Below are 22,966 nucleotides of genomic sequence, written 5' to 3' on the forward strand. Positions count from 1 at the left end.
GTTAACTTGGATATTAGCCAAGTTGCCTTAATAGATTACACACATTTTAGGAGGAAAAACAATATGAAAGCAAGAAGTCTTTGTACAACAACATTAGCAGCAATCTTAGGAGTAGCGGTGGTAGGAACAGCATCCCCTGCTTTGGCGGCACCAACAGAATTAAGTTCAACAGGAAATGTAACTGTAGAAGAAGGAACAGCCGGTGGTGGTGACCAAGGAACGGTCGATCCAGAAAATCCTGATCAAACATTACCAACTCCAGATCCAGACTCTCCAGGAGAAAATACAAACCCAGATACTGGTTCCCTAGTGATTGAAAAAACAACAAATTTAGACTTTGGAACAATTAAAACATCAGCGAATACTGTAACAAGTTTTGCGAAACCAATGAGTTTTGAAAGTGGTGCGAAAAAGCGTGGCGCATACGTACAATGGGCAGATGTTCGTGCGGGAGGAACATACGGTTATACAGTGACCGCTCAATTATCAAGCCAATTCAAAGATAGTACAGGAACAAACGTATTGACAGGGTCAACAATTGATTTCAGTAACGGATTACTTGCGGCACAAGGCGACAATACAAATACAGTACCATCAAGCGCACAAACTGCTTTTCAACTAACGGAAACAGCGAACGATGCAAAAACAATCGTAACGGCAAGCAAAGATAAAAAAGAAGGTAAAGGTCGTTATGCAATGGAATTTGGTCAAAGTAAAGATTCAACGGTGGGTGTCGCAGGTACTGATGCGAATTCAGTGAAATTAACTGTCCCAGCAGCTACAGCTTCAAACATGGCAGCAACAAATTATACTGCAACAGTCACTTGGAAAATTACTGCTGCACCAGCTGAAGAAGAAACACCAGAAGAAACGCCAGAAGCATAAGCAGGCTCTTCGATTTTTGTAGAGGAACAAGTGTAACTTGTTCCTCTGCGTACATAGAAAAAATACTTTAGAATAAATGAGGTTAGTTATGAAATCACATATAGGATCTATAAAACAATGGGTGAGTATCTTCTTGAGCATCGTGGTTATTGGGCTCTTTTTTTTAAAAGCAGTTCCTAGTTATTCCGCTGCTGAGAATCCAGCAGGTGCTACAGGTTTTACTTACAGTATCACTTTTCCTGACAATCAAGTAGATAAAGAATTAGGCTATTATCAATTAAAAATGACGCCAGGACAGCACCAAAAATTAGCAATTGCCTTAAGCAATCCCAGTGATGAAAAAGTGACCATTGATGTGAAAGTCAATGGAGCAAAAACCAATCAAAATGGGGTCATTGAATATGGGGAATCTACAATCAAAAATGATCCGTCTCTAAAATTTGACTTTACAGATCTAGTAAAAGCACCAGAATCTGTCGATCTAGCGCCAGGAGAAACCAAAAACTTAGAATTGACGGTGGCTATGCCAGAAACCGGCTATGATGGCGTTATAGCTGGGGGTGTTCAGTTGATGCGTGCTGGCCAAATAAATGCCGCAACAGGCGGTGGGGGCTCGAAAATCATCAATCAATATGCCTATGTTATTGGGATGGTTCTACAAGAAACTGAGACCAAGATAGATCCTGATTTGACTCTAAACAACGTCAAAGCTGGGCAAAGCAATTATCGTAATGCAATTTTCGTCAATTTTTCTAATGTGATGGCCACGTATTTAAATAATATGACTGTTGAAGTACAAATTACAGAAAAAGGAAAGGAAACGGTATTATACGAACGCAAACAAACAGCGATGCGGATGGCACCAAACTCATTTATTGATTTTCCAGTCAGTATGAATGGAGAGCGAATGGTTCCAGGCGATTATGAAGCGGATATCCTAGTTACTTCAGGGAAAAAAAAATGGACATGGAAAAAAGAGTTTAAGATTACAGATGAGGATGCCAACAAATTTAATGAACGCGATGTAGGTCTGGTTCAAGAAAAAGGATTAGACTGGAAATTGATTCTACTAATCGTTGCAGCCTTTCTAATATTGATCATTCTGCTCTTTATTCTTCTACGTTTTCTTCGAAAAAAGAAACAAACCAAAGAGGACATAGCCAAAAAAGCACGTAAAAAAAAGAAAAAACAAGTAACTGAACCGACAAGCAACAAACGAAAGAAGCCAAAGAATTAATGGAGTATAGGAGCTGAAGAGAGTGTCTATCGTAGATTGGATTTTCGTTACAGGTATCGCACTAACGATCGTTGCACTCCTAGGATCCGCCTATTTTTTGGTACAGATCTTACGAACATCGCAGCAGATTCGCCGGCTACCAGTCAGACGAATAAAAAATAAGAAAAAACGACGTTTTATAGCGCGCAAACGTCAAAAGTTGATAAATAAGAGGAAACGAAGCCTTAGATATTGTCTTGTTCTATTGGTAGTAACGGTTCTATTTGGTGGAGCATCTGGCTATCTTTCCTACTATCAATCAATGAATTTGACAACAGATGATTCGGATTCTGTCGTTAAAGGGTATTATCTCTTGCGTGATTTTGAACAACAGATCACGATTGCTAAAGAAAAGGGCGATGACGAAGAAAAAATGCAAAAAAATATTCGGTATCTTGCTACCGCAATGGCAAGTTACGGATCGAAAACGGCAAGTACGTCTAATTCACAAGAAGGGCAGTTGACATTGAATCGCTATTATAATGCCGTCAAACAATTAGGGATGAATGCCAGTACTCAAACCAAAAATTTTTATGGCAATGCCGCTGTTGTCAACGATTTTTTAGAAGACATCAAAAAGGTACAGACGTATGAAAAAGCAGCATTCGCTTATTATAATGTGGATGAGTCTGCCTTCTCACAAGAGAAATAAATGGAGTGAGAAACGATGAAACAACGTCCGATACCTAAAAGAAAGAACACGACCAAAGTTAGTCGTAACACCCATATACCATCTAGTGGGAAAAGACTTAGTCCTTCAAGAGACAAGCGAGTCTCTAAGAAAAAGCGGCGCAGACGCGGGTGGCAGATAAAAGAATTCTTTCTAGCAGTGACTTTAGTTAGCGTAATAGCTATAGGGGTAAGTGTCTTCTTCATCAGCATCCTAACAGTTCGCGGCTATAGTATGGTTCCGACATTGCGTGAAGGAGACAAGGTATTAATTCAAAAAAAAACAACGTTTCGCCGATTTGACTTAGTCGCATACACAGTCGGCGACGGAGACCCGCAGATTCGACGAATCATCGGATTACCAGGAGAGACAATCCGATATACTCAGGATACGTTGTTTGTGAATGAGCAACCAGTGGACGAAAAATTTTTGGTAGACGAAATCAATGAGAGCCAAAAAAATGGACGTGATTATACGGAAGATCTTGAGCAACAACCGATTGTGATTCCAGAGGGGTATTATTTCGTATTGGGGGATAACCGCCCCTATGCGACGGATAGCCGACATTACGGATTGGTTGCGGAAAAGCGTTTCCTTGGTAAAGTGACCACACAGTTGTTTCCGTTCAATGAAATCAAAGCATTTTAAACTATAGTGAGGTCAGCAAATAAGCTCCGTTAACAAAAATAGCCGGTTGAAAATTGAGAAAATTTTCAACCGGCTATTTTTTCTTAAAAGGATCGATTATGGTAAAAATTTCTTTTTTAGTTTTTTAACGAATATGATCGAAATTTTCGATACAATAAAACTGACAGCTATTGTTGAAAAAATAACTATGGCAACCTTAATTCCGTCATTCTGCCATTCTCCGTTTAAAATAGATAAATTAATCAAGCCGTAATAAGCTATTATAGAAAAGAAAATACCTAAGAAGTAAAAAGCCATAATCTCACAACTACTTTGAGTCCCTTTTCTTGCTTCATATTCGGAATAACCACTTTGAAAGGGGATTGGACTGCCATTTTGCGAAGGGTCAGGTTTCATTGTATTTCTAACTAAATCAGTGGTATCTATTTTAGTAGCATTTTTAAAGTCATGTTCAGTCATAGTTTTCTCCTTAATTTTAATAAAACATAGTGAGATTTGGTCCCATTTCTTCATTAGCAGCCACTTTATCAGAATAAATATATAACTGAACTGATTGTATAGTAGTTTCCTTCAAATTGGTACAGAAACGAATAGATGGGTTAAAAAGCTTGTGTATGGCAGGAACTGTTGGACCGTTTGCTTTCAATCCTTTTGAAATGGGTCATTGTACACATATCCCCACAGCCAGTATAGAAAGTATATTGATTAAAAACTCTGTACGAGTAGGAACCATTTCTGAACAGCTCTCTTAGAAAAAACGAAATACCATCCATTAAAAGCCATTTTCTACGAGGACCAACCATTAACAATCCATAAAAATCCCTCAAAACCTTATATTTTCCTTTCATTTTTTGGTATGATGAAGCTATCTAAAAAAAGTGAGGAAAAAAACATGAGTGAATCACAAATAACCAAAAAAGCTATTTCATCGGCATTGATTGAATTATGCGATAGAAAGTTATTCAATAAAATCAGCGTTCAAGATATCACCAAAGAAGTTGGCTTAAATCGTCAAACGTTTTATTATCATTTTACCGACAAACAAGATCTTTTGCGCTGGATTTACACACACGATGCATTGATTTATCTAGATTCACCAGATGTGTCTATCGACAATTGGGAAGAGCAAGCTTTGAAAATGCTAAAAGCGATTCAAGCCAAAAGTGATTTTTACTATAATACGGTCAGTTCTGATTCAGATATCTTAAGAACATGCTTTTCAGCGATAACGAATAAACTGTTCATTAATTTATTTGATCAAATGGATAAAGAAAACCAATTGCTGCCAGAAGACAAAGTATTTTATGCCCGATTCTTTTCATATGGCTGTAGCGGTGTCTTGATTGATTGGATTCTCGGTAGTTACAAAGAATCACCACTAGAAATCGCGACACAGTTATTCCGTTTGGCTAAAGATACTGAATTTTTCTCTTACCGTCTCTATGCCCAGGAAAATGAACTGTTGTGACAAATTGTCCATAGTGTCTAAAAAGAAGACGGAATGGAAAGGCTATCACAAGACATTTACATGAAAGCATTGTACGCTAGGTTCATAAATTGAATCGGGGGGATTTTCATGAAAAAAAGACATATTGGATTAGCTGCCGCAAGTGCATTAGGTGCGGCTTACCTTGCTAAAAAAGTATCTGCTGAAAAAAAAGCAACAACTGCTGCTGAAGTAGAAGAAGAAATCAATAGCCGTTATTACGGAGACAAACAGGTTTATCTGATTGGCGGTGGTATTGCAACTATGGCGGCAGCGGTTTACTTAATACGAGATGCTAATTTTAGTGGAAAGAACATCCATGTGATCGAAGGGATGAAAATTCTTGGTGGAAGTAATGACGGGATCGGTACGAATGACAAAGGCTTCGTCGCGCGTGGTGGTCGGATGCTAAATGAAGAAACTTATGAAAATTTCTGGGAATTGTTCGACAGTATTCCTTCACTTGAATGGCCCAATCATAGTGTGACAGAAGAGATTTTGAATTTTGATCATTTACATCCGACGCATGCACAAGCTCGTTTAGTGACAAAAAATCAAGAAATCCTTGATGCTCATACAATGGGCTTTGATAACGAAGATCGTCTAGCGATGACAAAACTATTAGCGGCATCTGAGGAAAGCTTAGATGACGTAACGATTGAAGAGTGGTTTGGTCCGCATTTCTTTGAAACAAATTTCTGGTATATGTGGCAAACAACATTCGCGTTCCAAAAATGGAGCAGTGCGTTTGAATTACGTCGTTACATGAATCGAATGATTTTAGAATTTTCTCGTATTGATACCTTAGAAGGGGTTACTCGAACACCGCTAAACCAATACGATAGCGTGATTTTACCATTGAAAGCATTTTTAGAAAAACATGGGGTAGACTTTACGCTAAATGAAGATGTGGTTGATTTAGAATTTGAACCAGGCGCTGAAATTACCGTAACGGCGTTGAAACTTGGCGATGGAGAAACAATCGAACTAAACGCAGAAGACGTGGTAATCATGACTAACGGAACGATGACAGATAGTTCGACAGAAGGGGATTGGAGTACACCAGCGCCAGTTGTTACAGAAGAATCTCGTTCTGCACGTCTATGGCGCAATATTGCGAAGAAAAAAGCTGGCTTAGGGAATCCTGAACCATTCTTTGGAAACGAAGCTGAAACAAATTGGGAAAGCTTTACTGTCACTTGTCGTGGGGACAAATTATTAAAACGAATTGAAGAATTTTCTGGCAACATTCCTGGATCAGGTGCTTTAATGACGTTAAAAGATTCAAGTTGGTTGATGAGTACCGTTGTGGCGGCGCAACCTCATTTTAAAAATCAAGACCCTGATACGACTATTTTCTGGGGCTATGGTATTTACACAGATAAAGTCGGTGATTACGTGAAAAAACCAATGCGTGATTGTACTGGGGAAGAGATTTTATACGAATGGATTTGCCAAATGGGGTGGCAAGCGGATTGGGATGAAATCATCAAAGATGTAGTGAATGTGATTCCAGCTTACATGCCTTATATTGACGCACAGTTCCAACCACGTAAAATGACAGATCGTCCGCAAGTTGTTCCAGAAAATAGTACGAATTTTGCGATGGTCAGTCAATTTGTGGAAATTCCGAAAGATATGGTCTTTACAGAAGAATATTCTGTACGAGCTGCGAGAATAGCTGTCTATACGTTATTTGATATTGATAAGGAAATCATTCCGGTGACACCTTACAATCGTGATCCAAAAGTGTTAGCAAAAGCTGCTCAGACGATGTTTAGATAATAAGTGATAGGTACTAAAAGAGTGAGGCTGGATGTGACGCGTAGTGTGATGTCCTAGCCTTACTCTTTTAGGATAACTCTAATCAATAGAGTTATAGGAAGAATGACCTAGAAAAATCTCGGACTTTAGATGGATGTTTCTCTCAAGACAAAAACGTATAATAGAGAAGTAGGGAAATAAAGAAGAGAAAAAATAACAGATAAAGTCAAAAGGAATAGGGGAATGGTTCATGAAACGAGTATTTAAAACAGTAGTATTTGAGATGAGTTTGTATTATGGGTTGTTGGCCATTGTGTTGCCATTGATTTATGCAGTTACATATCATGTTTCATTTATGTCTGTTTTTAGCGTTGAGTGGCTTGCGGTGACACTATTCATCTATCCAATCGTACTTATTTTATCCACTATTCGTTATGGATATGGTCGAATGAGGAAAACGACTCATCTGTAAATAGAATAAAACAGCTAAATTAAAAGCATGCAACTTTTAGTTTAGCTGTTTTATTTTTGAGAACCTATAATGTTAATTGTTCCATATTGAATGCGTCTGTCATTGCTTGTGTAGCCTTTTCCATTGGTGTGACTGATTCTAATTCACCTTGCACAGCGATTCGTGTTGTCGCATACATATCGCCACAGGTGATCAATGTGATCATCTTCTTGCCTGGGACGTCATCGATCAACTCTACTCTGGAAGGATCGATTTTTTCAACATAAGTGATTTTATATGTATAAACATTGTTCAAATCTGTCGTATAAATCAGTTCTCCTGGTTTTGAATATTCCAGTGGTGAAAACAAAGAAATCATGTCCTGTACACGATGACTAGCAAGAGCATAATTGCCTTTCCCCATCTCTTGATCCGGCTTCATCGTTCCAGCACCCGTTAGTAAAACAACATTGTCTAATCCTCTGAAAATCGGCAAGTTGATTTTTACATCAGGCAGTGCAACGGCACCAACAACAGGCAGGTTTTTATTTGACAGCTGGGCTTTTAGAACAGCTTCTGTACTAAGAGATTCAACTGCAGCAAAGTCAAAAGAAGTATCGGTCTGATTATTTTTTTGAACGATTTCAGGCGTTAACTTCTCTACAGCATATTCTTTTCCATTTTGTTGAATCAACCAATTTCTGATTTGTGTATTGAAAACTAAGGCTAAACCAACAATGAGTAATAAGAATAGGAAGATATTAATCAGCCAATTACTTTTTCTTGATTTTTTCTTTTTAGGGCGTACTTTTTTCGAGGCCATAAGCATCCTCCTTTTTTCTTTTAAGTGTATCATAAATCAATTTGAAACCCTAGTTTAAAATTCTTATTTTTTTTATAAATAGATATATTAAAAAGGAACCTTAAAAGTACGGAAATTGCACATTATTTTTTAGTGGATATCCTTTATCTGATATAGAAAGTGGGCACTTTTTAACTCTTTGTAACTTAATCTTAAAATAAAAGACACAAGCTTTTCTTTCAGAAATATTGTAGAATGGAATAGAAGACAAACGATGGGGGTGATAGAACAAATGTTGGATTTGATTTATGTACATATTGATATGACGAGTAATGCAGTATTATCAAAAGGGATCACACATACAGACTTTACGCGCTCCATTGTTCATCACCCTAAGAACCTGCTATTACTGAATCCTTCTGTTGAAGAAGGGGAGTACGATATGCACAGCGGATTAAAAATTATTCGCGGACAAGAGAATGTAGAGTACTATTTTTCTACTGCTCATCGGCGCAAAATGAACGAAGAGATTAAATGGATCGATTTTTCAGATGTTACAATGCTCAAAGAATTGACACCTTTGGAAATTTCAGAGCTGCTTTACTTTGGTCATATGAAAACGAGTCTTCATTCGCCATTTTTTTATAAATTACAAAATGATTTCGTTTTTTTTGAATTTGTCGATCACATGACAAGGGTTTATTATCGTTATATCGACGAGTTTTATCGGATTTTGGCGGATAAGATCACTCGGGTGATTTTGGAAAAAGTCAATGATCGAAAAACATTCTTTAAACGAGGCATTTCAGTTGAGAAGCTGGATGTAGAATTATTGAAAGAAATGAAGACAATTTTACAAGAAGGCGTTGTTTTTTGTTTCGATCAGATGGATATCAAAGGCAAAGAATACCATATCCCTATTCATGTAGTGGAGGATTCTTTATGGAAAACAAAAAACTTTGCGTATCGCAACGAACCAGTAATAGCAATACTGATTTACAATACAGCCAAACGAAGATGGCGTTTAATGCAAGAAGATGAGTTTGGATTCACCGATTTACCCAGACAGGCATAAGGACATTATAGAATAAAATGAGCAAGCAGAAGAAAGTGAAAACTAAACCGACCTACAAACGTTAGATCAAAATCTAATGCTTTTAGGTCGGTTTAGTTTTTAATTCAGCTTGTCTTTTTTTCGTCTAGTTCATTTTCCTTATCTTTCAACGCATCTTCAATTTCTTTATGCAAGAAGTACGAAATCACTGTTCGGATCACGACCAAAATGGCTAATTTTAAGATATCTTGAAAGGTTGGTTTGATGATCGATTCAATAATATCTGCAGCAATCAGTATTTCCAAGCTAAGCAAAATATAACTACCTAGAAAACTTTTAATGAAATTATTTTGTCGGGCCATCACAATACGATTTCGGTCTAAGCGTTCACTTTTTAGAAAATCGATTCCAGCCATGATAACACCCCAAATCAAGACAATGATTGAAAAAATATTCAACGCTAAAATAAATAGATCAAAAAATGGAATCAAGTTATCCATAATATTTTGAGCTAAATCGTGCATTCGGTATCCCTCCTTTTTGGTAAGACCATCGAAATGATTTAGTCTTGTTGGATGCCTTTTTTAGCAGAAACCAGCAACATCATCGGTCTACGCAACTCATTACGCATTTCAGTACTAGCTTCTAACATTTCAGGAGCAGGCATTGGCTCGACAATTCGGGTAAGCTGAAAGCCGTTCGTTAATAAGCCATCTAGATAAGTTGTTAAAGTCTTATGGTATTTCAGGACTGATTCACCTAAAAAGGTTGTTTCGCGAATACTCTCATCAAAATAGCGGTCAACTGGCCAATAAAGGGGTTGCTTATCCTGGTCGTAAATCCAATCTTCTGTTCCTTGTGCGGTAAAAATTGGATGTTCTGCGGAAAAGACAAAATCGCCACCAGCGGTTAAACAGTGATTGACCTTCTTTGCAATCTCATGGAATGAAGGCACATAGTGAAGTGCCAACGAGCTGATGACAATATCGAATGTTTCGTTCAACCCGTCGATTTCTTCCATACCCATTAAGTGATAACTGATTTTTGAGGAATTTGTCATTTCCTTCGCTTTTTCAATCATTCGTTCAGATAAATCAATGCCAATGACTTTTTTAGCACCGTTCTCAACGGCATATCGGCAATGCCAGCCGTAACCGCAGCCAAGATCCAGAACCGTTTTTCCAGTAAAATCAGGGAGTAGTTTTTTCAGCTCATGCCATTCGCCGGCACCTTCCAGCCCTTTTTTTGATCGATCCATTTCGCTGTACGCTGCAAAAAAGATAGGGTTGTCATACTCATTTTTCATTGTATAGCTCCTTTTAAAAAGTGTATGTTCTATAGTCTATATTGTATCAGATTGCTAAAATAATACCCATAAAAGAGAATGGAACAAGAAGTTGAGCTTTTATAAGGTGCAACTTGATGCTTACCGTTTTAGTGAAAAGTATGACCGCAATCACACAATACACGAATAGCGTTGTCTTTATCCTTGTTTTTGATTAAAAGGTAATCTGTATTATAAGTAGAGAGGGCGAAAATCGAGATATGATTTTCGGCTAAAGGGTTGGCTAATTGTGTTAAAATACCGATTAAAGAAAAGTCTAATTCACCGACGATCTGGATAATAAACCAATCATTATCGACAGAAAGAGCTTGATCCGTTTCAAGTGAGCCACAAGGAACAACAATCGAACATTCATCTTCTGTATAAGTGATACTTTTGAAGTCGTTTATCTCATGAAAAGACATAGGGATTTTGGTATGGGTAGGAAATTTCATGATTGTATAGTTTAGTTTATCTAATAATTTTAGTTGCATTGTGTTTCCTCCATATACCTTTTATATTTAAACAGGAAGCTGTAATCGTACTTGTGAACCATAAATAGGCGGGACCAGCTGACAGGTGTCTTCAAAGCCTGCATCCACACATAATGCTTGGGTGAAGGCTTTGTCCTCATTGACAACAATCATAAGTTGGTCGATCGTTGAAAAGTGTTGACGAATGAATGATGGAAGCAATTGAATGGCTTGTCGAACATACCCATTATTTAAATGGCGAAAGTCAGTTGAAATATCTTGCACAATTAAACAGTTTTTATTATCAGAGTAAGGACTACTGCCCTTTGCTTCAAACAGGGTCAAAAAAGCAACCAAATGCTCGTCTTCGAAAATAAGAACAGCGTGCCGTCGTGGGTCTTTTTGTGTTAATGCAATAGCAATTCTAGGCTCACGAACATAGCGTAACTTTATGTCTGATAAGCAGTAATGATCGATAAGTGTTTGATGTGTATCATTATACATTTTCAAATACATGATTGTCCCTCCTGCCAGATAAGATACTTTCTTCATCTTTAGTATACCCCGTTTACTTGCTTTTGTGCAGTGATCTTATACTATTTTTTCTCTCGGAACAAAAACAGCCCATCTATTTCTTGCTAAGGTTCTGTAGACGTAAAATCGAGATGTTTATAAAAGTCAAAAGCATAAGGAGAAGTGTTTAGCGTTAGTTTTTTAGTGTTATAAGTTGGCGAGTAATCTCTTGTTTTTAGACAAAAAAACAGCCAGAGAGAAATAGTATCTTTCCCTCTAACTGCTTTGTTTATTTGATTAGACGTTTGTCATTTTTAGACAAAGTACTTACTTTTTTTATATGTTCAACAGTAATCATCCGAATTTGTTGACTATCTTCTTGTAAGCGTAGCATGATCGAATTACCAATTTTTTTAGAAACGATCCAACCGGAAACTGTTTCAAACTTTTGAGAAGTCGGCACTTCCTTTAATTGTAAAACAACTAAACTTTTTTGAGCAGAAGCAACTTGTAATTTCTTAAGAATTTCTTCACGCTCTTTATTTTTGCTCTGCTTATCTTTAGAGTCGTCTAAAAACGCCGAAAAGAAACTTTGGGAAGACTGGCTGATCAATTTTGAAATGCTTTTCATTGTTGATTTATGGTTATTGTCCATTCTTCTACCTCCTTTACGAATTTACTGCTACTGTCAGACTCTGAATAATCAGGTACTATCATTCTACCTAAAAAAGACAAAAAATTCAAGAAAATATGTTCGTAATAATTTCGTCAATGATTATTCCTACTTGCTTTTTTCAATATATTCAGTAATATTAGAAGTACTGATTACTGTATATGTAATTCGTTTGAAAGTGAGTGATCGGCTAAGACTTTCAACTGAAAAGAAGGAGATACCAATGAACCAAAAAGAGACGAAGAATTCAAAAGTTTATATCATAGGATTATTAGTAGCAACTGCATTTGCAGGAGCGATTTTAGCAAAAGTAGCACCGATGGAAGAAGGACACGGATTTTCAGCTTTATTTAATGATAGTAAGGCGGACGAGATAAAAGTAACGGAGACAAGTGAAACTAAAAAAGAACCAGAAAAAGTCAAAAAACTAACGTATACTGAACAAATCAATCAAGATTTAAGTGATGGGAAATTTGCGAACCGGATGCCAATCAACTTATTATTGCAAACAGACGATAAATGGAAGACAACGCCATATGGCATGGGAAATCCTGATGGGAATACCTTAGAAATTAATGGTTGTGCGATTTTGTCTTTAGCAATGGTATCATCTTATTTAGATAACAAATCATATACACCTCAAGATATTTTAGACTGGTCCAAAAATGATTATTTTGTTGAAGGGGAAGGTACGGCTTGGTCGGCGTTCTCTGATTTTGCAATGGTAAAAGGGTATCAATTTCAAGATCTTGAAACAGATATTGCCTCTGTAGAAGAGCACTTGAAACAGAAACATCCTGTAATCATATCTGTAAAGCCAGGTTTATTTACAAAAACAGGTCATATCATGGTGCTTAGTGGGACAAATAACGGAAAGTTTTGGCTGAATGATCCAAATGATTCAGAAGCAAAAGGACATTCGAAAAAAGAGTTTACAGCGGATGAATTGATGAATGAAGCCTTGAATTTTTGGGTAATCTACAAATAGAGAGTTGAAAGATTTTAATTGTACATTATCGCAACAAGATAAAGCTGATATTTCATAGTGCTACTTAATTTAAAGTGTGGAGCAAAACGGCGTTTTTCGTTTGGGCTACACTCTTTTCTATTTTTCGGAAAAACCGTTGACATGGGATGGTTCCCACATTATACAATGGACGTATAAAAAGGAAATGGAGTGAGCCACATGAAAATTATGATTGAGAAAGACTTTGAAGCAATGAGCGAAACAACTAAAAATATTTTATTTGGTCATATGAGCCAAGATAAACGGGTTAACTTATCAATAACAGCAGGGAATACCCCAGTTCATGTTTATAAAAAAATGGTAGAAATTGTAAAAGATTCCCCCAATTATGCCAATGTTCACTATTATAACTTTGATGAAATTCCTGTCGCTGGTCAAAAGGAAGGAATAACGATCACAGATTTACGAAAACTATATTTTACTCCTGCCACTATCGATGAAGCCAATATTCATCCTTTAACCGTTGAAAATTATGCTGAACAAGACAAACGTTTGGCAATGGACGGCGGATTAGATGCCATGTTGATCGGTTTAGGTGGAGATGGTCATTTCTGTGGGAATATGCCGACAACGACAAGTTTTGAAAATTTGACTTACAAGATAAAGGTCACTGGTGAAGAACCTTGGTTTGTACCAGACATGATGGAAAAAGACATGGAGTTCGTTACTATGGGACCTGTTAGTGTCATGCGGGTAAAACACTTGATTTTGATCGTGAATGGTGAGAAAAAAGCTGAGATGGTAAAGAACGTCTTACAAGGACCCGTCACCGAAGAGTTCCCTGCATCTATTTTACAATTACATCCGAATCTTACTGTTATCTTAGATGAAGCAGCAGCAAGTAAATTAGATAGATAAATAGCTTTTAAAGATTAAGGTAGTAAACGGCCTTGATCTTTTTTAAAACTCAATTTACAAACGTATGTTCTCGTGTTATTCTTGATTAAACGTTATAAGAATGGAGTCGAATATGGAAAAAATCAGGTGTGATTGGGCACAGGGTAAAGAATTAGAAGAAACATATCACGATGAGGAATGGGGAACCGCTGAGCATAGTGATCAAAAACTTTTTGAAATGCTGATTTTAGAAAGTATGCAAGCTGGGTTGAGCTGGTCAACGATTCTAAAGAAAAGAGGGACACTCACCAGTGCATACGATCAGTTTGATTATACAAAAATTGCCGAGTATACCCAAGAGAAGATCGATTCTTTATTGAAAGATCCAGGAATCATCAGAAATAAGCTAAAAATCAATGCAACAATCAATAATGCGCAAGTCTTTATGAGGATTCAAGAGGAATATGGTAGTTTTGATCAATTTATTTGGGCGTATGTGGATGGAACACCAATTAAAAATAGGTGGAAAGAAGTTGGAGAAGTTCCAGCATCAACGGAATTATCAGATAAAATCAGTAAAGATTTGAAGAAAAAGGGATTTAAATTTTTAGGTACAACGACAGTCTATGCATTTATGCAAGCAACAGGCATGGTAGATGATCATTTAGCACATTGTTTTAAGCGACAAGAAGAGTAAAAATGCATAGGACAGGGTATTTCTAATGTGTAAAAATAGAAAGGATTTCAAAAAGAACTACTTTCTTTTGAATTCGTTTTTCAGTTTACATACTAAAGGCAACGGTTTGCTATGTATCTGGATTGTAGAGGATATATTTCAGGGAACGTTGCATGTTTTACCAACCTAAAACGGGAATAATAGTATCATGCAATTTTTTATCAATAAATAGATTGACCTCGTCAGAACTGTCTCATACATACAATCTGGAGTATAAAGTAGAAATTTCCTCTTGTACTTTTTTTGAAATAAGATAAGCTTTAAAGAGTAGATCTTGAAAATTATTTGTATAGGCACCATTTTCTTCGACTCATGATAGTTTGAAAATAAAAGAAGGCAGCAATTACGTATCTAACAGTGCGCTATTTATTAAAAAACGGGTCGATTAGAAGAAATAGATGGAACAAAAGAACTAGACATACAGAGTACAAACAAAGTGAGTTTATTCACGGATAATGTTTTACTTGATAAAATAGTTGGCTATCTGCAACAGGGGAACCTGTTTAGCCAAGATAAGGGATGTCTATATAGAAAGATGATGCTGTCTTTAATCAATCCGCAGACATGTAAAATGGTCGAAGTTGACTCTATTTACTTGATGATCGAGCTAATGAATAAAGGAGAAGGCCGATCGGTTTTACCTAAGCGTTTCTTTCTGGAGAAACAGGATTAATCGTTGTAGTTCACTAAAACAGAACAGCAAGTTCCTATCAATATCGTTGGAAATACTTGGAACTACCACCATGTTCGTTCGTTTTCAGAGAATAGTAACGCTTTGAGATAGAGAGGATTTGATTTGTGTGAGTGATATTTATAAGGATATCAATTCAAACTATGAGAGATTGTCAGAAGCCGAGCGGGAAGTTATTCATTTTATTTTAAAATTTGAAGAAATCGAAGGGTTAAAATTGAAAGACATCAAAGATGCGCTGTATATATCGAATACTACAGTCATTCGGGCATGTAAAAAATTAAATTACGCGACATTTAACGAACTGAAAGCTGCATTCATCCAATCGAGAGAGAAAAAGAAACAGATTTACCCAAAACAATCCAATTTTTTACATGTATTAGATAGTATAAAGAAAGAGACGTTAACGACTTTAGAATTAGTGGACGAAAAAAATATCGATAAAATATGTAACTGTCTAATCAATGCAAGAAGAATTTTTTGTGTAGGAACGGAATCAAGTGCTCAAGTCGCATCTGAATTTAATGATAAGCTAAAATCAATCGATTTTTGGACGAATGATTTTTCAGATAAACGACTGATTGAACGCATTCCTAAAATCAGCACGTTTCAAGATGTGGTTGTTGTATTTTCGTTAAGTGGTCGACACGAAGAGCTCGATGAGATCATGATCGAAGCTAAATGCAATAGAACAACCATCATTTCAGTGACGAATATAGCAGCGACTAAATTAAAATCGATTAGCACATACTGCGTACTGACCAGTAATACTGGTAACCAGAAAAAATTTTGCTCACGATTGATGCTCCATATGATGAGTAATCTGATCTATGAAAAATTAATAACAAAAGTACCTATTTTTGATGGAATATCACGTAACTAAATTTTTGTGACCAAGTAGGTACTGTGCAACATCAACTCGTTCCTCGTTGTGTTTTACAGCAATTCCAGCTTATTTCCGAAGGGATTGCTTCTGCTCCCAACGTTTATGTGCATTTAGGGTGTGATACAAAATGATTATTACTTTTGTATCACACCCTTTTTAATTATTTAACTTTTTGTTCTGCCCATTCAGCAGAATATTGTTCACCTGCAACTAAGTCATATTGAATGTACTTATAATCCTCTAGTATTTCTTTTTGTTCCTCCGTTAAATCTTTTTCTAAAATGATCTTATTTTTTTCTGTAACAAATACTTGTTTCCCGTTATAACGGTTTGAGACACTTTCTACTGGATCAATCGTGGATGCCGGAAGTTTATTTGTTACCTGAGTTAATAATGCATAGAAAGGAGTTACCTTGATATTGGCTTGCTCAAATGCTAAGGCATTAAAATTAAAGGGTGATACAACGTTTTTATTTAATTTTTTTATTTGATCTCTGCTAAAAGCATTGCTGTAAATAAAATAATCTGTCTCATGGTGCTCTAAACCATATTTTTTTTGATCATTACCACTATAAAGAGAAGGCAAGTGGTCACCATAGAAGACAAAGGTGATCGGTTTTTGGATTTTATCCAATTCCTTTATGAACTCTTTAACAGCTTCATCTGTATAATGAAGTCCTTGCATGAAGGTCGATAGTTCCCCTTTTCTGCTCTCTAAAACAGCTTTTCCTTCAGCACTGTAATCAAGCTTATCATAATAATCTTGGTAAGGCATATGATTTTGCATGGTTGATAATTGAATAAATTGAGTAGTCTCTGTATTACTTTGTAACGCTTTTAATGTTTCTTTGTACGCTGACTCGTCAGAAATTCGTGGACTTCTTTCGATTTTATCTGTATAAGTCAATTTGTCTGGGCTGTCTACATAATAAAATTTATCAAACCCAAATTTTTCAAAGACACTTTTTCTTTGATACAATGATGCAGTAAAAGGGTGAATTGCAATTTTTTCGTCGAACAGGTTTGTAATATTAGGACTTACATGTTGCCCTCCGACTAACTGGGTATAGGGTGTAACCAATGAGGCGGATAGACTACTGATATCCAAACCAGTCAAACTTTGCCATTCCATATTAGCGGTACCGCCACCATAACCTACGGATAGCATTGTACCACCCGTATTTTTTTTCATGAGCTCTTTAATTGTTGGGATTGGGTCATTCAGTACATTAAGGTTAGGAACTCTAGCAGGATCACTAAAGGTTTCACTTAAATTTAAAATAAGAGTTTGATTTTCCAACCAATCGTTTCTTGTTTGATTGATTTTTTCAGCTTCGGCATTATATTTTTTCATTAATTCTTCAATTTTATTTTTTGAATAGTTTTCTGGTTTATCCATTATCTTGATATCGATATTATTCAGAAATTGAATAATCGGACCATTTTCTAAAACTGTTTCACCTTGGTTGATAAAGAGTTTATTGACTCTAAATAAATTAAACAATAAGAAAGAAGGTGAATTTTTATGATTTATAAAAAAGACACTTGAAAATAGAACGGACAACGTAATGATGCCAATAATTCTTTTTTTCCAATTGAATTTTAGCGCATATTGATGCTGTAGCTTTCTTTGCACCACGATACTAGAAATGGTCAACACGAGGATTAAAATCGCACCAGCCATAACCAAAACAGGACTAACCATGGAAAGTAATTCCGAAATACTATTTAACATCTTCAAGTCTGAAGGAAAAACAGGCTCATCTCTTAAATTGACTTTTATCACACTGGAGACAGTTAAGAGTAAGTCAATCAAAAAGGTTAACGAAAAAACGTACCAAAAGCGATTCGTAAGTAATAAAAGTAATAGGAAAAAGCCCATGATGATCATAGTCGTTAATATCAAAATAGATTGACGTTGCGTAAAAATTTTAAGGATTACTTGGAAAGTCTGCGACCAACCGTCTGTTTTATCAAGTAAAAAGAGTTGTACGCATGTGAAAAAGTAAAAGAAGATTGCAACGAAAAAGAACGCTTTTCTTCTGTAAATCCATGATTTTATGCTGCGTAGCTTTTGATAAAATTGAGTAGGAGAATCGAAACTTAAGTCGTTTATTCGCGTTTTATATAAGGATGATTTTTGAAGCAGTAAGCAAATCGTAATCAAACTAATCGCTATAAGCAAGTATATACCAGTATACTTAAGGATATTTAATAGCCAATTTAAGCCGGAACTAGAGAGCTTTATCTTCCAAAAAGTGGAAACTCTATAATTAGTCAATGGCCAGCTAGTGAGTACTTGTGTGACAATCAAACTGGTAGCGATAAAAGTACCAGTAGCTTTTAAGCTGATTTTTTGTGCTATAGATTCTGAAAGAAGAAATAAGCTTAAAGCATAGTAGACCGAAAATAAAGAATAGGGTACTGAAAATCGATTAGCTGTAGATGCATCGCCTCGAATAAATAAAGAAACTTGCGTCATCAGTAAAATCAAACCAAAAAGAAGCCCTAAACTAAAACCTAGATGCAAAAATTTAAATTTTATTTTTTTTTCTAGATTTAACTGTTTGACGACATAACCAATAAAAAATAAATAGAAAATCCAGACCACATTTTTCCCTTCTTGAAAGCCCCAAATGTCTTTATTAAATAAAGTAGGCAATAGGACGAAGGCAATGGTCAAACCAATGGTTATTCTTTTTAAACGGTCTGTCGATAAGGTATTGAGTCTCTTTGTTAATAGTGGAATACTGCAGAATAAAAGAACACAAGACACAGCATAAATGAAGTAGTTTTGGCTAATTGGAAATAGTATTATCCAATAATCGCGAAGATTCAATGCGGAAGACTTAATATAAAAAAAGACATTGTTTGTAAGTGCTATAACCATGTATAGTAGGAAAAAACTACTTAGATAGCGCAATACTTTTATATTAGCTATTTTCTGATAATGATAGCCCATATATAAGGGAACCAAACTAAGACCAGCTCCTACTGCCACCTTCATAAAGGAATAGATGTAAAACTTCCCAGGATACAACGTGTAGGTTGGTACAGTAGTTGCAGAAAGTAATACTCGTTGCATGATGATTAGAAAACATGCAATCAAAATTGTTAAAAATTCATAATTTTTAGATTCATTTTTTTTCAAAGAAACACACCCGCTATACACATATTTAAAGATACCTTATTCGCATAATGCCGAATAGGTATCGTTATTCTACAATATATAGTAGCGTAAAATGGCTAGTATTACAATCCTTCTTGGAGGAAGATGATAGTGTTATATTTACTATTCGCTTATAGGACAAATTTCTCACGTTTGAATAAATATAATTTCGCTATTTTTTATGTAATAAAGTTTAAATAAAATAAAAAAAATCAATTTTTTTCAAAATAATCTTCATAAACCAACATTAATTTATCAAAACTCTTAGCATCTGGGATTAGTGGCATAACAATGATCGGAATCGTATCAATATAGATTTCAGGAATATTTGTAATAATGCAATCATAAGCAGAAGCTTCTTTTTCCAGCTCATCTAATGACCTAACCTGTAGCGGTGTACAGGAAAAGCGACCTCGTAAATAATAATTAATTCGTTCAGAGAGCATGTTCATGTAATCCAAACCAGAATTAAATAAAAGGCAGGCTTTCAAGGTAGGAGTGGAATATTCTAATCGGTCAAGTAAGTTTGGCCAATGGGTAAACAAAATCGAAATCGCTTCGTAAACCATATATTCTTTATAAGGATTCGCATAAAAAATTGCTTGCAAAGAGTGGATCAGTTCCATTGGAAAATGACCATATAAGTTTTTGATACTTGTAAGAAATTCTTTGTTTTTATCATGCAAAATATAGGTTCGTCCATGAATTTGATAGTCTAGGTTATAGAGCCGCATAAAAATATCATCAAAATTATCACAGTGACAATCCATTTTTTTCTCGATTTCTTGTAGAAGATGTTCGATTTTTTGATACTTTAAAAGAGCATTGCGGTCGCTTTTCACCAGTTCTCGTAGCGTTTCTATCGAATCAATATATTGATCACTAAAAATTAAATAGAAAAAAATACTTAAATTACTTGCGGATAAAGGTAGCTGAAATTGGCTATAAAATTCAGCGCAAGCATAGGAATCGTTAAGAATGTCAAATTCTTTTTCTGATAAATCGTGAAGTTGATTGTCACTATTATGTTTTAGCAGATTGATAATGGTATACGTGTAAAAACGTAGACGATTCAATAAAGAAAAATCTAAGTTGCGCAATGATTCATCTGGAATGGCTTGACTAATAATCTGGAGGTCAACTTGATCTAAAATAGCTAACTGAGCGGGTGTCAACAAACTTTCAGCTACTCCGTACTTCTCATGAAAATAATGTTGCATAAAATTACAAATACTATGTGGATCGCCGACAAGCTGCATTTTTTTTAAGTTAATCGTAAAACCTTCTATTTGAAGGAGTTGATTGACGCGAAGGACGATTCGCTTGATTGTCGAGACACTGATGTAAAGATCGTTAGCTAAATCAACGATAGTAGAGAAATTATGTAAGAAAATCTTTTCAATTAACTGGAATTCAACACTATTTTTTATGAACTTTTGATAAATAATGGTTTTGCAGAATCCAAAATTTGTTGCTAAACGAATACCATATATTTTTGACGATTCAATCGTGGCAGGTGAAAGTACTGTTTCTAATTCAACAATATCTGATTTCAACGTTTTTACAGGAACATTTAGAGATTCGGATGCTCTCGTAAAAGAGAGCCAATCGTTATCAGCTAATAGCTCTACTAACTCTAATTGACGTTTTGATCGAGAGGAAAGAATTTCTTTCAATAGTATCAACACTTTCTGTTTTTATGTTATTTTTTTATTTATTCTGCTTATAATGAAGTAAATATCAAGTTGCACCCTATTTTAACTTGAAACAGTCTATTTTGTCTATATAACCTAGATAATAATGTATTATTTTTTACAAAAGCTCGAAATATATAGACCATTTTTTTCTTTTAAGTAGAAAAAAATGACCTTTATAATCGCCATTTTGGGATAACATTTGTAATATTTAGCGTATTTTGTTTGATTGTTATGATTATTTTAATAGAAAAGACTGATTTAACCAAGTATTCCTTTTTTATGACGATAAATGACCTCTTTTTTTCTTACAAAACGTTTAAACTAGTGTTAAGCCAATTGAAGGTGAAACAAATAGATGGGAGACAATTATGAAGAAAAAGTTATTAGGGTTAGCGTTGATGTCAACAATTATTTTAGGTGGAGCAGGTTTGTTAAATGCAGATGAAGTGAATGCTCACGGCTATGTAGAAACGCCAGCTGCTCGTGGTTACCAAGGGTCATTAGACAAAAATACTCTGGGCTGGACAGCAGCGATGGAAAAATATGGGAATGTTATTACAAACCCGCAATCGTTAGAAGCGCCAAAAGGCTTTCCGCAAGCGGGTCCAGAAGATGGCCGTATTGCTTCTGCAAACGGTGGATTAGGACAAATTTCTGACTTCGTATTAGATGAAACTGGAGCTGACCGTTGGGTGAAGCAAACGGTTAAGACAGGTCAGAATACATTCTCTTGGTATTATACTGCGCCTCATAGCACAACGAAATGGCATTACTATATCACTAAAAATGGTTGGAATCCAGAAAAACCAATCGCTAGAAAAGATTTACAATTGATTGGTGAAGTAAAACATGATGGTTCAACTGCATCAAATAATAAATCACATCAAGTAAATATTCCAGCAGACCACTCTGGCTACCATGTTGTTTTAGCTGTTTGGGATGTAGCAGATACACCAAATGCCTTTTATAATGTCATTGATGTAAATGTAAAAGGGAATGGAGAAATTACACCGCCAGTTGAAGAGATACCAGCAGCCCCAACGAATGTCAAAGTATCAGATGTGACGGTTTCCTCCCTGAAATTAACATGGGATACTGTTTCAAATGTAAAAGAATATAATGTATACCGCGATGGAAAAAAAGTTGCGACAGTTGGTGGAACGCAATTTAATGATACGAATTTAGTTGAAAATACAAGCTACGCTTATCAAGTAGAAGCAGTTGGAACAACTGGTAAAATTTCTGAAAAAAGTACAGTTGTTAAAGCAACAACACAAACATCAGAAGCAGAAGACAATCAAAAACCGACAGCACCAACCAACGTTCATTCTATGGGAACAACTGAACATTCAGTTGACTTGATGTGGACAAAATCGGCACATTTCTTAGGGGTCAAACAGTATGAAGTGTACCGCGATGGAAAAAAAGTTGCCACGACAGAAAAAACAAGCTTTAAAGATACTGGGTTACATGCTGAGACAACGTATAAATACTCAGTGAAAGCCATCAGTGTTGGCGGAAACGTATCAGAGACTAGTGCTGTATTTTCTGTGAAAACAAAAGAAAAACCAAGTGGTCATTCTACTTGGAAGGCCGACAACGTTTATAATACAGGCGATAAAGTATTCTTCAATGATTTAGAGTATGAAGCAAAATGGTGGACCAAGGGTGATCGTCCAGACAAATCAGATGCGTGGAGATTACTTTCAGATAAAGTTCTGGAATGGGAAACAAGCAAAGCGTACAGTGGTGGCGATACCGTAACGTTCCAAGGTCAAACATACAAAGCAAAATGGTGGACAAAAGGCGACCAGCCAGGAACTGTAATAGTTTGGGAATCTATTAAGCAATAGAGGATATAGAAAAAAAGTGTTAGATAAGATGTACCGACCCTCAAAAGATAG

Annotated in this window: 22 protein-coding genes; 13 read left to right on the plus strand and 9 right to left on the minus strand. The window is 35.8% G+C overall.

Going from position 1 to position 22,966, the window contains the following annotated elements:
* The first annotated feature begins 63 nt into the window (after window positions 1-63).
* From BCR22_RS10985 to lepB, 4 genes are all read left to right on the plus strand, one after another.
* On the plus strand, window positions 64-885 hold the full coding sequence (locus BCR22_RS10985; protein WP_069654933.1) for a WxL domain-containing protein: 822 nt from the start codon (window positions 64-66) through the stop codon (window positions 883-885).
* A gap of 88 nt (window positions 886-973) precedes the next feature.
* The gene (locus tag BCR22_RS10990) at window positions 974-2,122 is read left to right on the plus strand and encodes a WxLIP family cell surface protein (protein WP_069654934.1); all 1,149 of its coding nucleotides are present in this window, start codon (window positions 974-976) and stop codon (window positions 2,120-2,122) included.
* 22 nt (window positions 2,123-2,144) lie between these two features.
* Window positions 2,145-2,813: a hypothetical protein gene (locus BCR22_RS15270; RefSeq protein WP_069654935.1), complete on the plus strand. Its 669-nt coding sequence runs from the start codon at window positions 2,145-2,147 to the stop codon at window positions 2,811-2,813.
* Window positions 2,814-2,828: 15 nt separating this feature from the next.
* The gene (gene lepB, locus BCR22_RS15275) at window positions 2,829-3,479 is read left to right on the plus strand and encodes a signal peptidase I (protein ID WP_141706573.1); all 651 of its coding nucleotides are present in this window, start codon (window positions 2,829-2,831) and stop codon (window positions 3,477-3,479) included.
* 96 nt (window positions 3,480-3,575) lie between these two features.
* Here lepB and BCR22_RS11005 read toward each other — a convergent pair whose 3' ends face one another.
* On the minus strand, window positions 3,576-3,938 hold the full coding sequence (locus BCR22_RS11005) for a hypothetical protein (RefSeq protein ID WP_069655100.1): 363 nt from the start codon (window positions 3,936-3,938) through the stop codon (window positions 3,576-3,578).
* A 433-nt stretch (window positions 3,939-4,371) separates the two neighbouring features.
* Here BCR22_RS11005 and BCR22_RS11010 point away from each other — a divergent pair, with 433 nt between their 5' ends.
* From BCR22_RS11010 to BCR22_RS11020, 3 genes are all read left to right on the plus strand, one after another.
* A complete protein-coding gene (locus BCR22_RS11010; RefSeq protein ID WP_069654936.1) occupies window positions 4,372-4,947 on the plus strand; it encodes a TetR/AcrR family transcriptional regulator in 576 nt (191 codons plus the stop codon).
* 108 nt (window positions 4,948-5,055) lie between these two features.
* Window positions 5,056-6,750, plus strand: coding sequence for an oleate hydratase (locus tag BCR22_RS11015; protein WP_069654937.1), 1,695 nt, complete (start codon window positions 5,056-5,058; stop codon window positions 6,748-6,750).
* A 229-nt stretch (window positions 6,751-6,979) separates the two neighbouring features.
* Window positions 6,980-7,201: a hypothetical protein gene (locus tag BCR22_RS11020; RefSeq protein ID WP_069654938.1), complete on the plus strand. Its 222-nt coding sequence runs from the start codon at window positions 6,980-6,982 to the stop codon at window positions 7,199-7,201.
* 64 nt (window positions 7,202-7,265) lie between these two features.
* On the opposite strand, the gene BCR22_RS11025 is transcribed toward BCR22_RS11020, so the two are convergent.
* The gene (locus tag BCR22_RS11025; protein WP_069654939.1) at window positions 7,266-8,003 is read right to left on the minus strand and encodes a class A sortase; all 738 of its coding nucleotides are present in this window, start codon (window positions 8,001-8,003) and stop codon (window positions 7,266-7,268) included.
* 271 nt (window positions 8,004-8,274) lie between these two features.
* Between BCR22_RS11025 and BCR22_RS11030 the strand changes: the two genes are divergently transcribed.
* On the plus strand, window positions 8,275-9,057 hold the full coding sequence (locus BCR22_RS11030) for a hypothetical protein (RefSeq protein ID WP_141706577.1): 783 nt from the start codon (window positions 8,275-8,277) through the stop codon (window positions 9,055-9,057).
* A 104-nt stretch (window positions 9,058-9,161) separates the two neighbouring features.
* Here the strand turns inward: BCR22_RS11030 and BCR22_RS11035 are convergent, their stop codons facing one another.
* The 5 genes from BCR22_RS11035 to BCR22_RS11055 form a co-directional block, all read right to left on the minus strand.
* On the minus strand, window positions 9,162-9,560 hold the full coding sequence (locus BCR22_RS11035; RefSeq protein ID WP_069654941.1) for a DUF1622 domain-containing protein: 399 nt from the start codon (window positions 9,558-9,560) through the stop codon (window positions 9,162-9,164).
* A 38-nt stretch (window positions 9,561-9,598) separates the two neighbouring features.
* Window positions 9,599-10,342, minus strand: a complete 744-nt coding sequence (locus BCR22_RS11040; RefSeq protein WP_069654942.1) for a class I SAM-dependent methyltransferase — start codon at window positions 10,340-10,342, stop codon at window positions 9,599-9,601.
* A gap of 128 nt (window positions 10,343-10,470) precedes the next feature.
* The gene (locus tag BCR22_RS11045) at window positions 10,471-10,854 is read right to left on the minus strand and encodes an ACT domain-containing protein (protein ID WP_069654943.1); all 384 of its coding nucleotides are present in this window, start codon (window positions 10,852-10,854) and stop codon (window positions 10,471-10,473) included.
* Between the two features lie 27 nt (window positions 10,855-10,881).
* Window positions 10,882-11,349 carry a GNAT family N-acetyltransferase gene (locus BCR22_RS11050; protein ID WP_069654944.1) on the minus strand — a complete coding sequence of 156 codons (468 nt, stop codon included), beginning with the start codon at window positions 11,347-11,349 and terminating at the stop codon, window positions 10,882-10,884.
* Window positions 11,350-11,635: 286 nt separating this feature from the next.
* The gene (locus BCR22_RS11055; protein WP_069654945.1) at window positions 11,636-12,001 is read right to left on the minus strand and encodes a hypothetical protein; all 366 of its coding nucleotides are present in this window, start codon (window positions 11,999-12,001) and stop codon (window positions 11,636-11,638) included.
* Window positions 12,002-12,242: 241 nt separating this feature from the next.
* Between BCR22_RS11055 and BCR22_RS11060 the strand changes: the two genes are divergently transcribed.
* From BCR22_RS11060 to BCR22_RS11080, 4 genes are all read left to right on the plus strand, one after another.
* On the plus strand, window positions 12,243-13,007 hold the full coding sequence (locus BCR22_RS11060; RefSeq protein ID WP_069654946.1) for a C39 family peptidase: 765 nt from the start codon (window positions 12,243-12,245) through the stop codon (window positions 13,005-13,007).
* A gap of 198 nt (window positions 13,008-13,205) precedes the next feature.
* Window positions 13,206-13,904: a glucosamine-6-phosphate deaminase gene (locus BCR22_RS11065; RefSeq protein WP_069654947.1), complete on the plus strand. Its 699-nt coding sequence runs from the start codon at window positions 13,206-13,208 to the stop codon at window positions 13,902-13,904.
* 112 nt (window positions 13,905-14,016) lie between these two features.
* On the plus strand, window positions 14,017-14,580 hold the full coding sequence (locus BCR22_RS11070; protein WP_069654948.1) for a DNA-3-methyladenine glycosylase I: 564 nt from the start codon (window positions 14,017-14,019) through the stop codon (window positions 14,578-14,580).
* Window positions 14,581-15,419: 839 nt separating this feature from the next.
* Window positions 15,420-16,193, plus strand: coding sequence for a MurR/RpiR family transcriptional regulator (locus BCR22_RS11080; protein WP_069654950.1), 774 nt, complete (start codon window positions 15,420-15,422; stop codon window positions 16,191-16,193).
* A 163-nt stretch (window positions 16,194-16,356) separates the two neighbouring features.
* Here BCR22_RS11080 and BCR22_RS11085 read toward each other — a convergent pair whose 3' ends face one another.
* On the minus strand, window positions 16,357-19,347 hold the full coding sequence (locus BCR22_RS11085) for an LTA synthase family protein (protein WP_240485878.1): 2,991 nt from the start codon (window positions 19,345-19,347) through the stop codon (window positions 16,357-16,359).
* A 230-nt stretch (window positions 19,348-19,577) separates the two neighbouring features.
* Window positions 19,578-21,041, minus strand: coding sequence for an AcpB/EbpR/MafR family transcriptional regulator (locus tag BCR22_RS11090; RefSeq protein WP_069654951.1), 1,464 nt, complete (start codon window positions 21,039-21,041; stop codon window positions 19,578-19,580).
* Between the two features lie 389 nt (window positions 21,042-21,430).
* Between BCR22_RS11090 and BCR22_RS11095 the strand changes: the two genes are divergently transcribed.
* Window positions 21,431-22,915, plus strand: coding sequence for a lytic polysaccharide monooxygenase (locus tag BCR22_RS11095; protein ID WP_069654952.1), 1,485 nt, complete (start codon window positions 21,431-21,433; stop codon window positions 22,913-22,915).
* The last annotated feature ends 51 nt before the right edge of the window (window positions 22,916-22,966 follow it).

Source organism: Enterococcus plantarum (assembly GCF_001730295.1).
GTDB lineage: Bacteria > Bacillota > Bacilli > Lactobacillales > Enterococcaceae > Enterococcus_L > Enterococcus_L plantarum.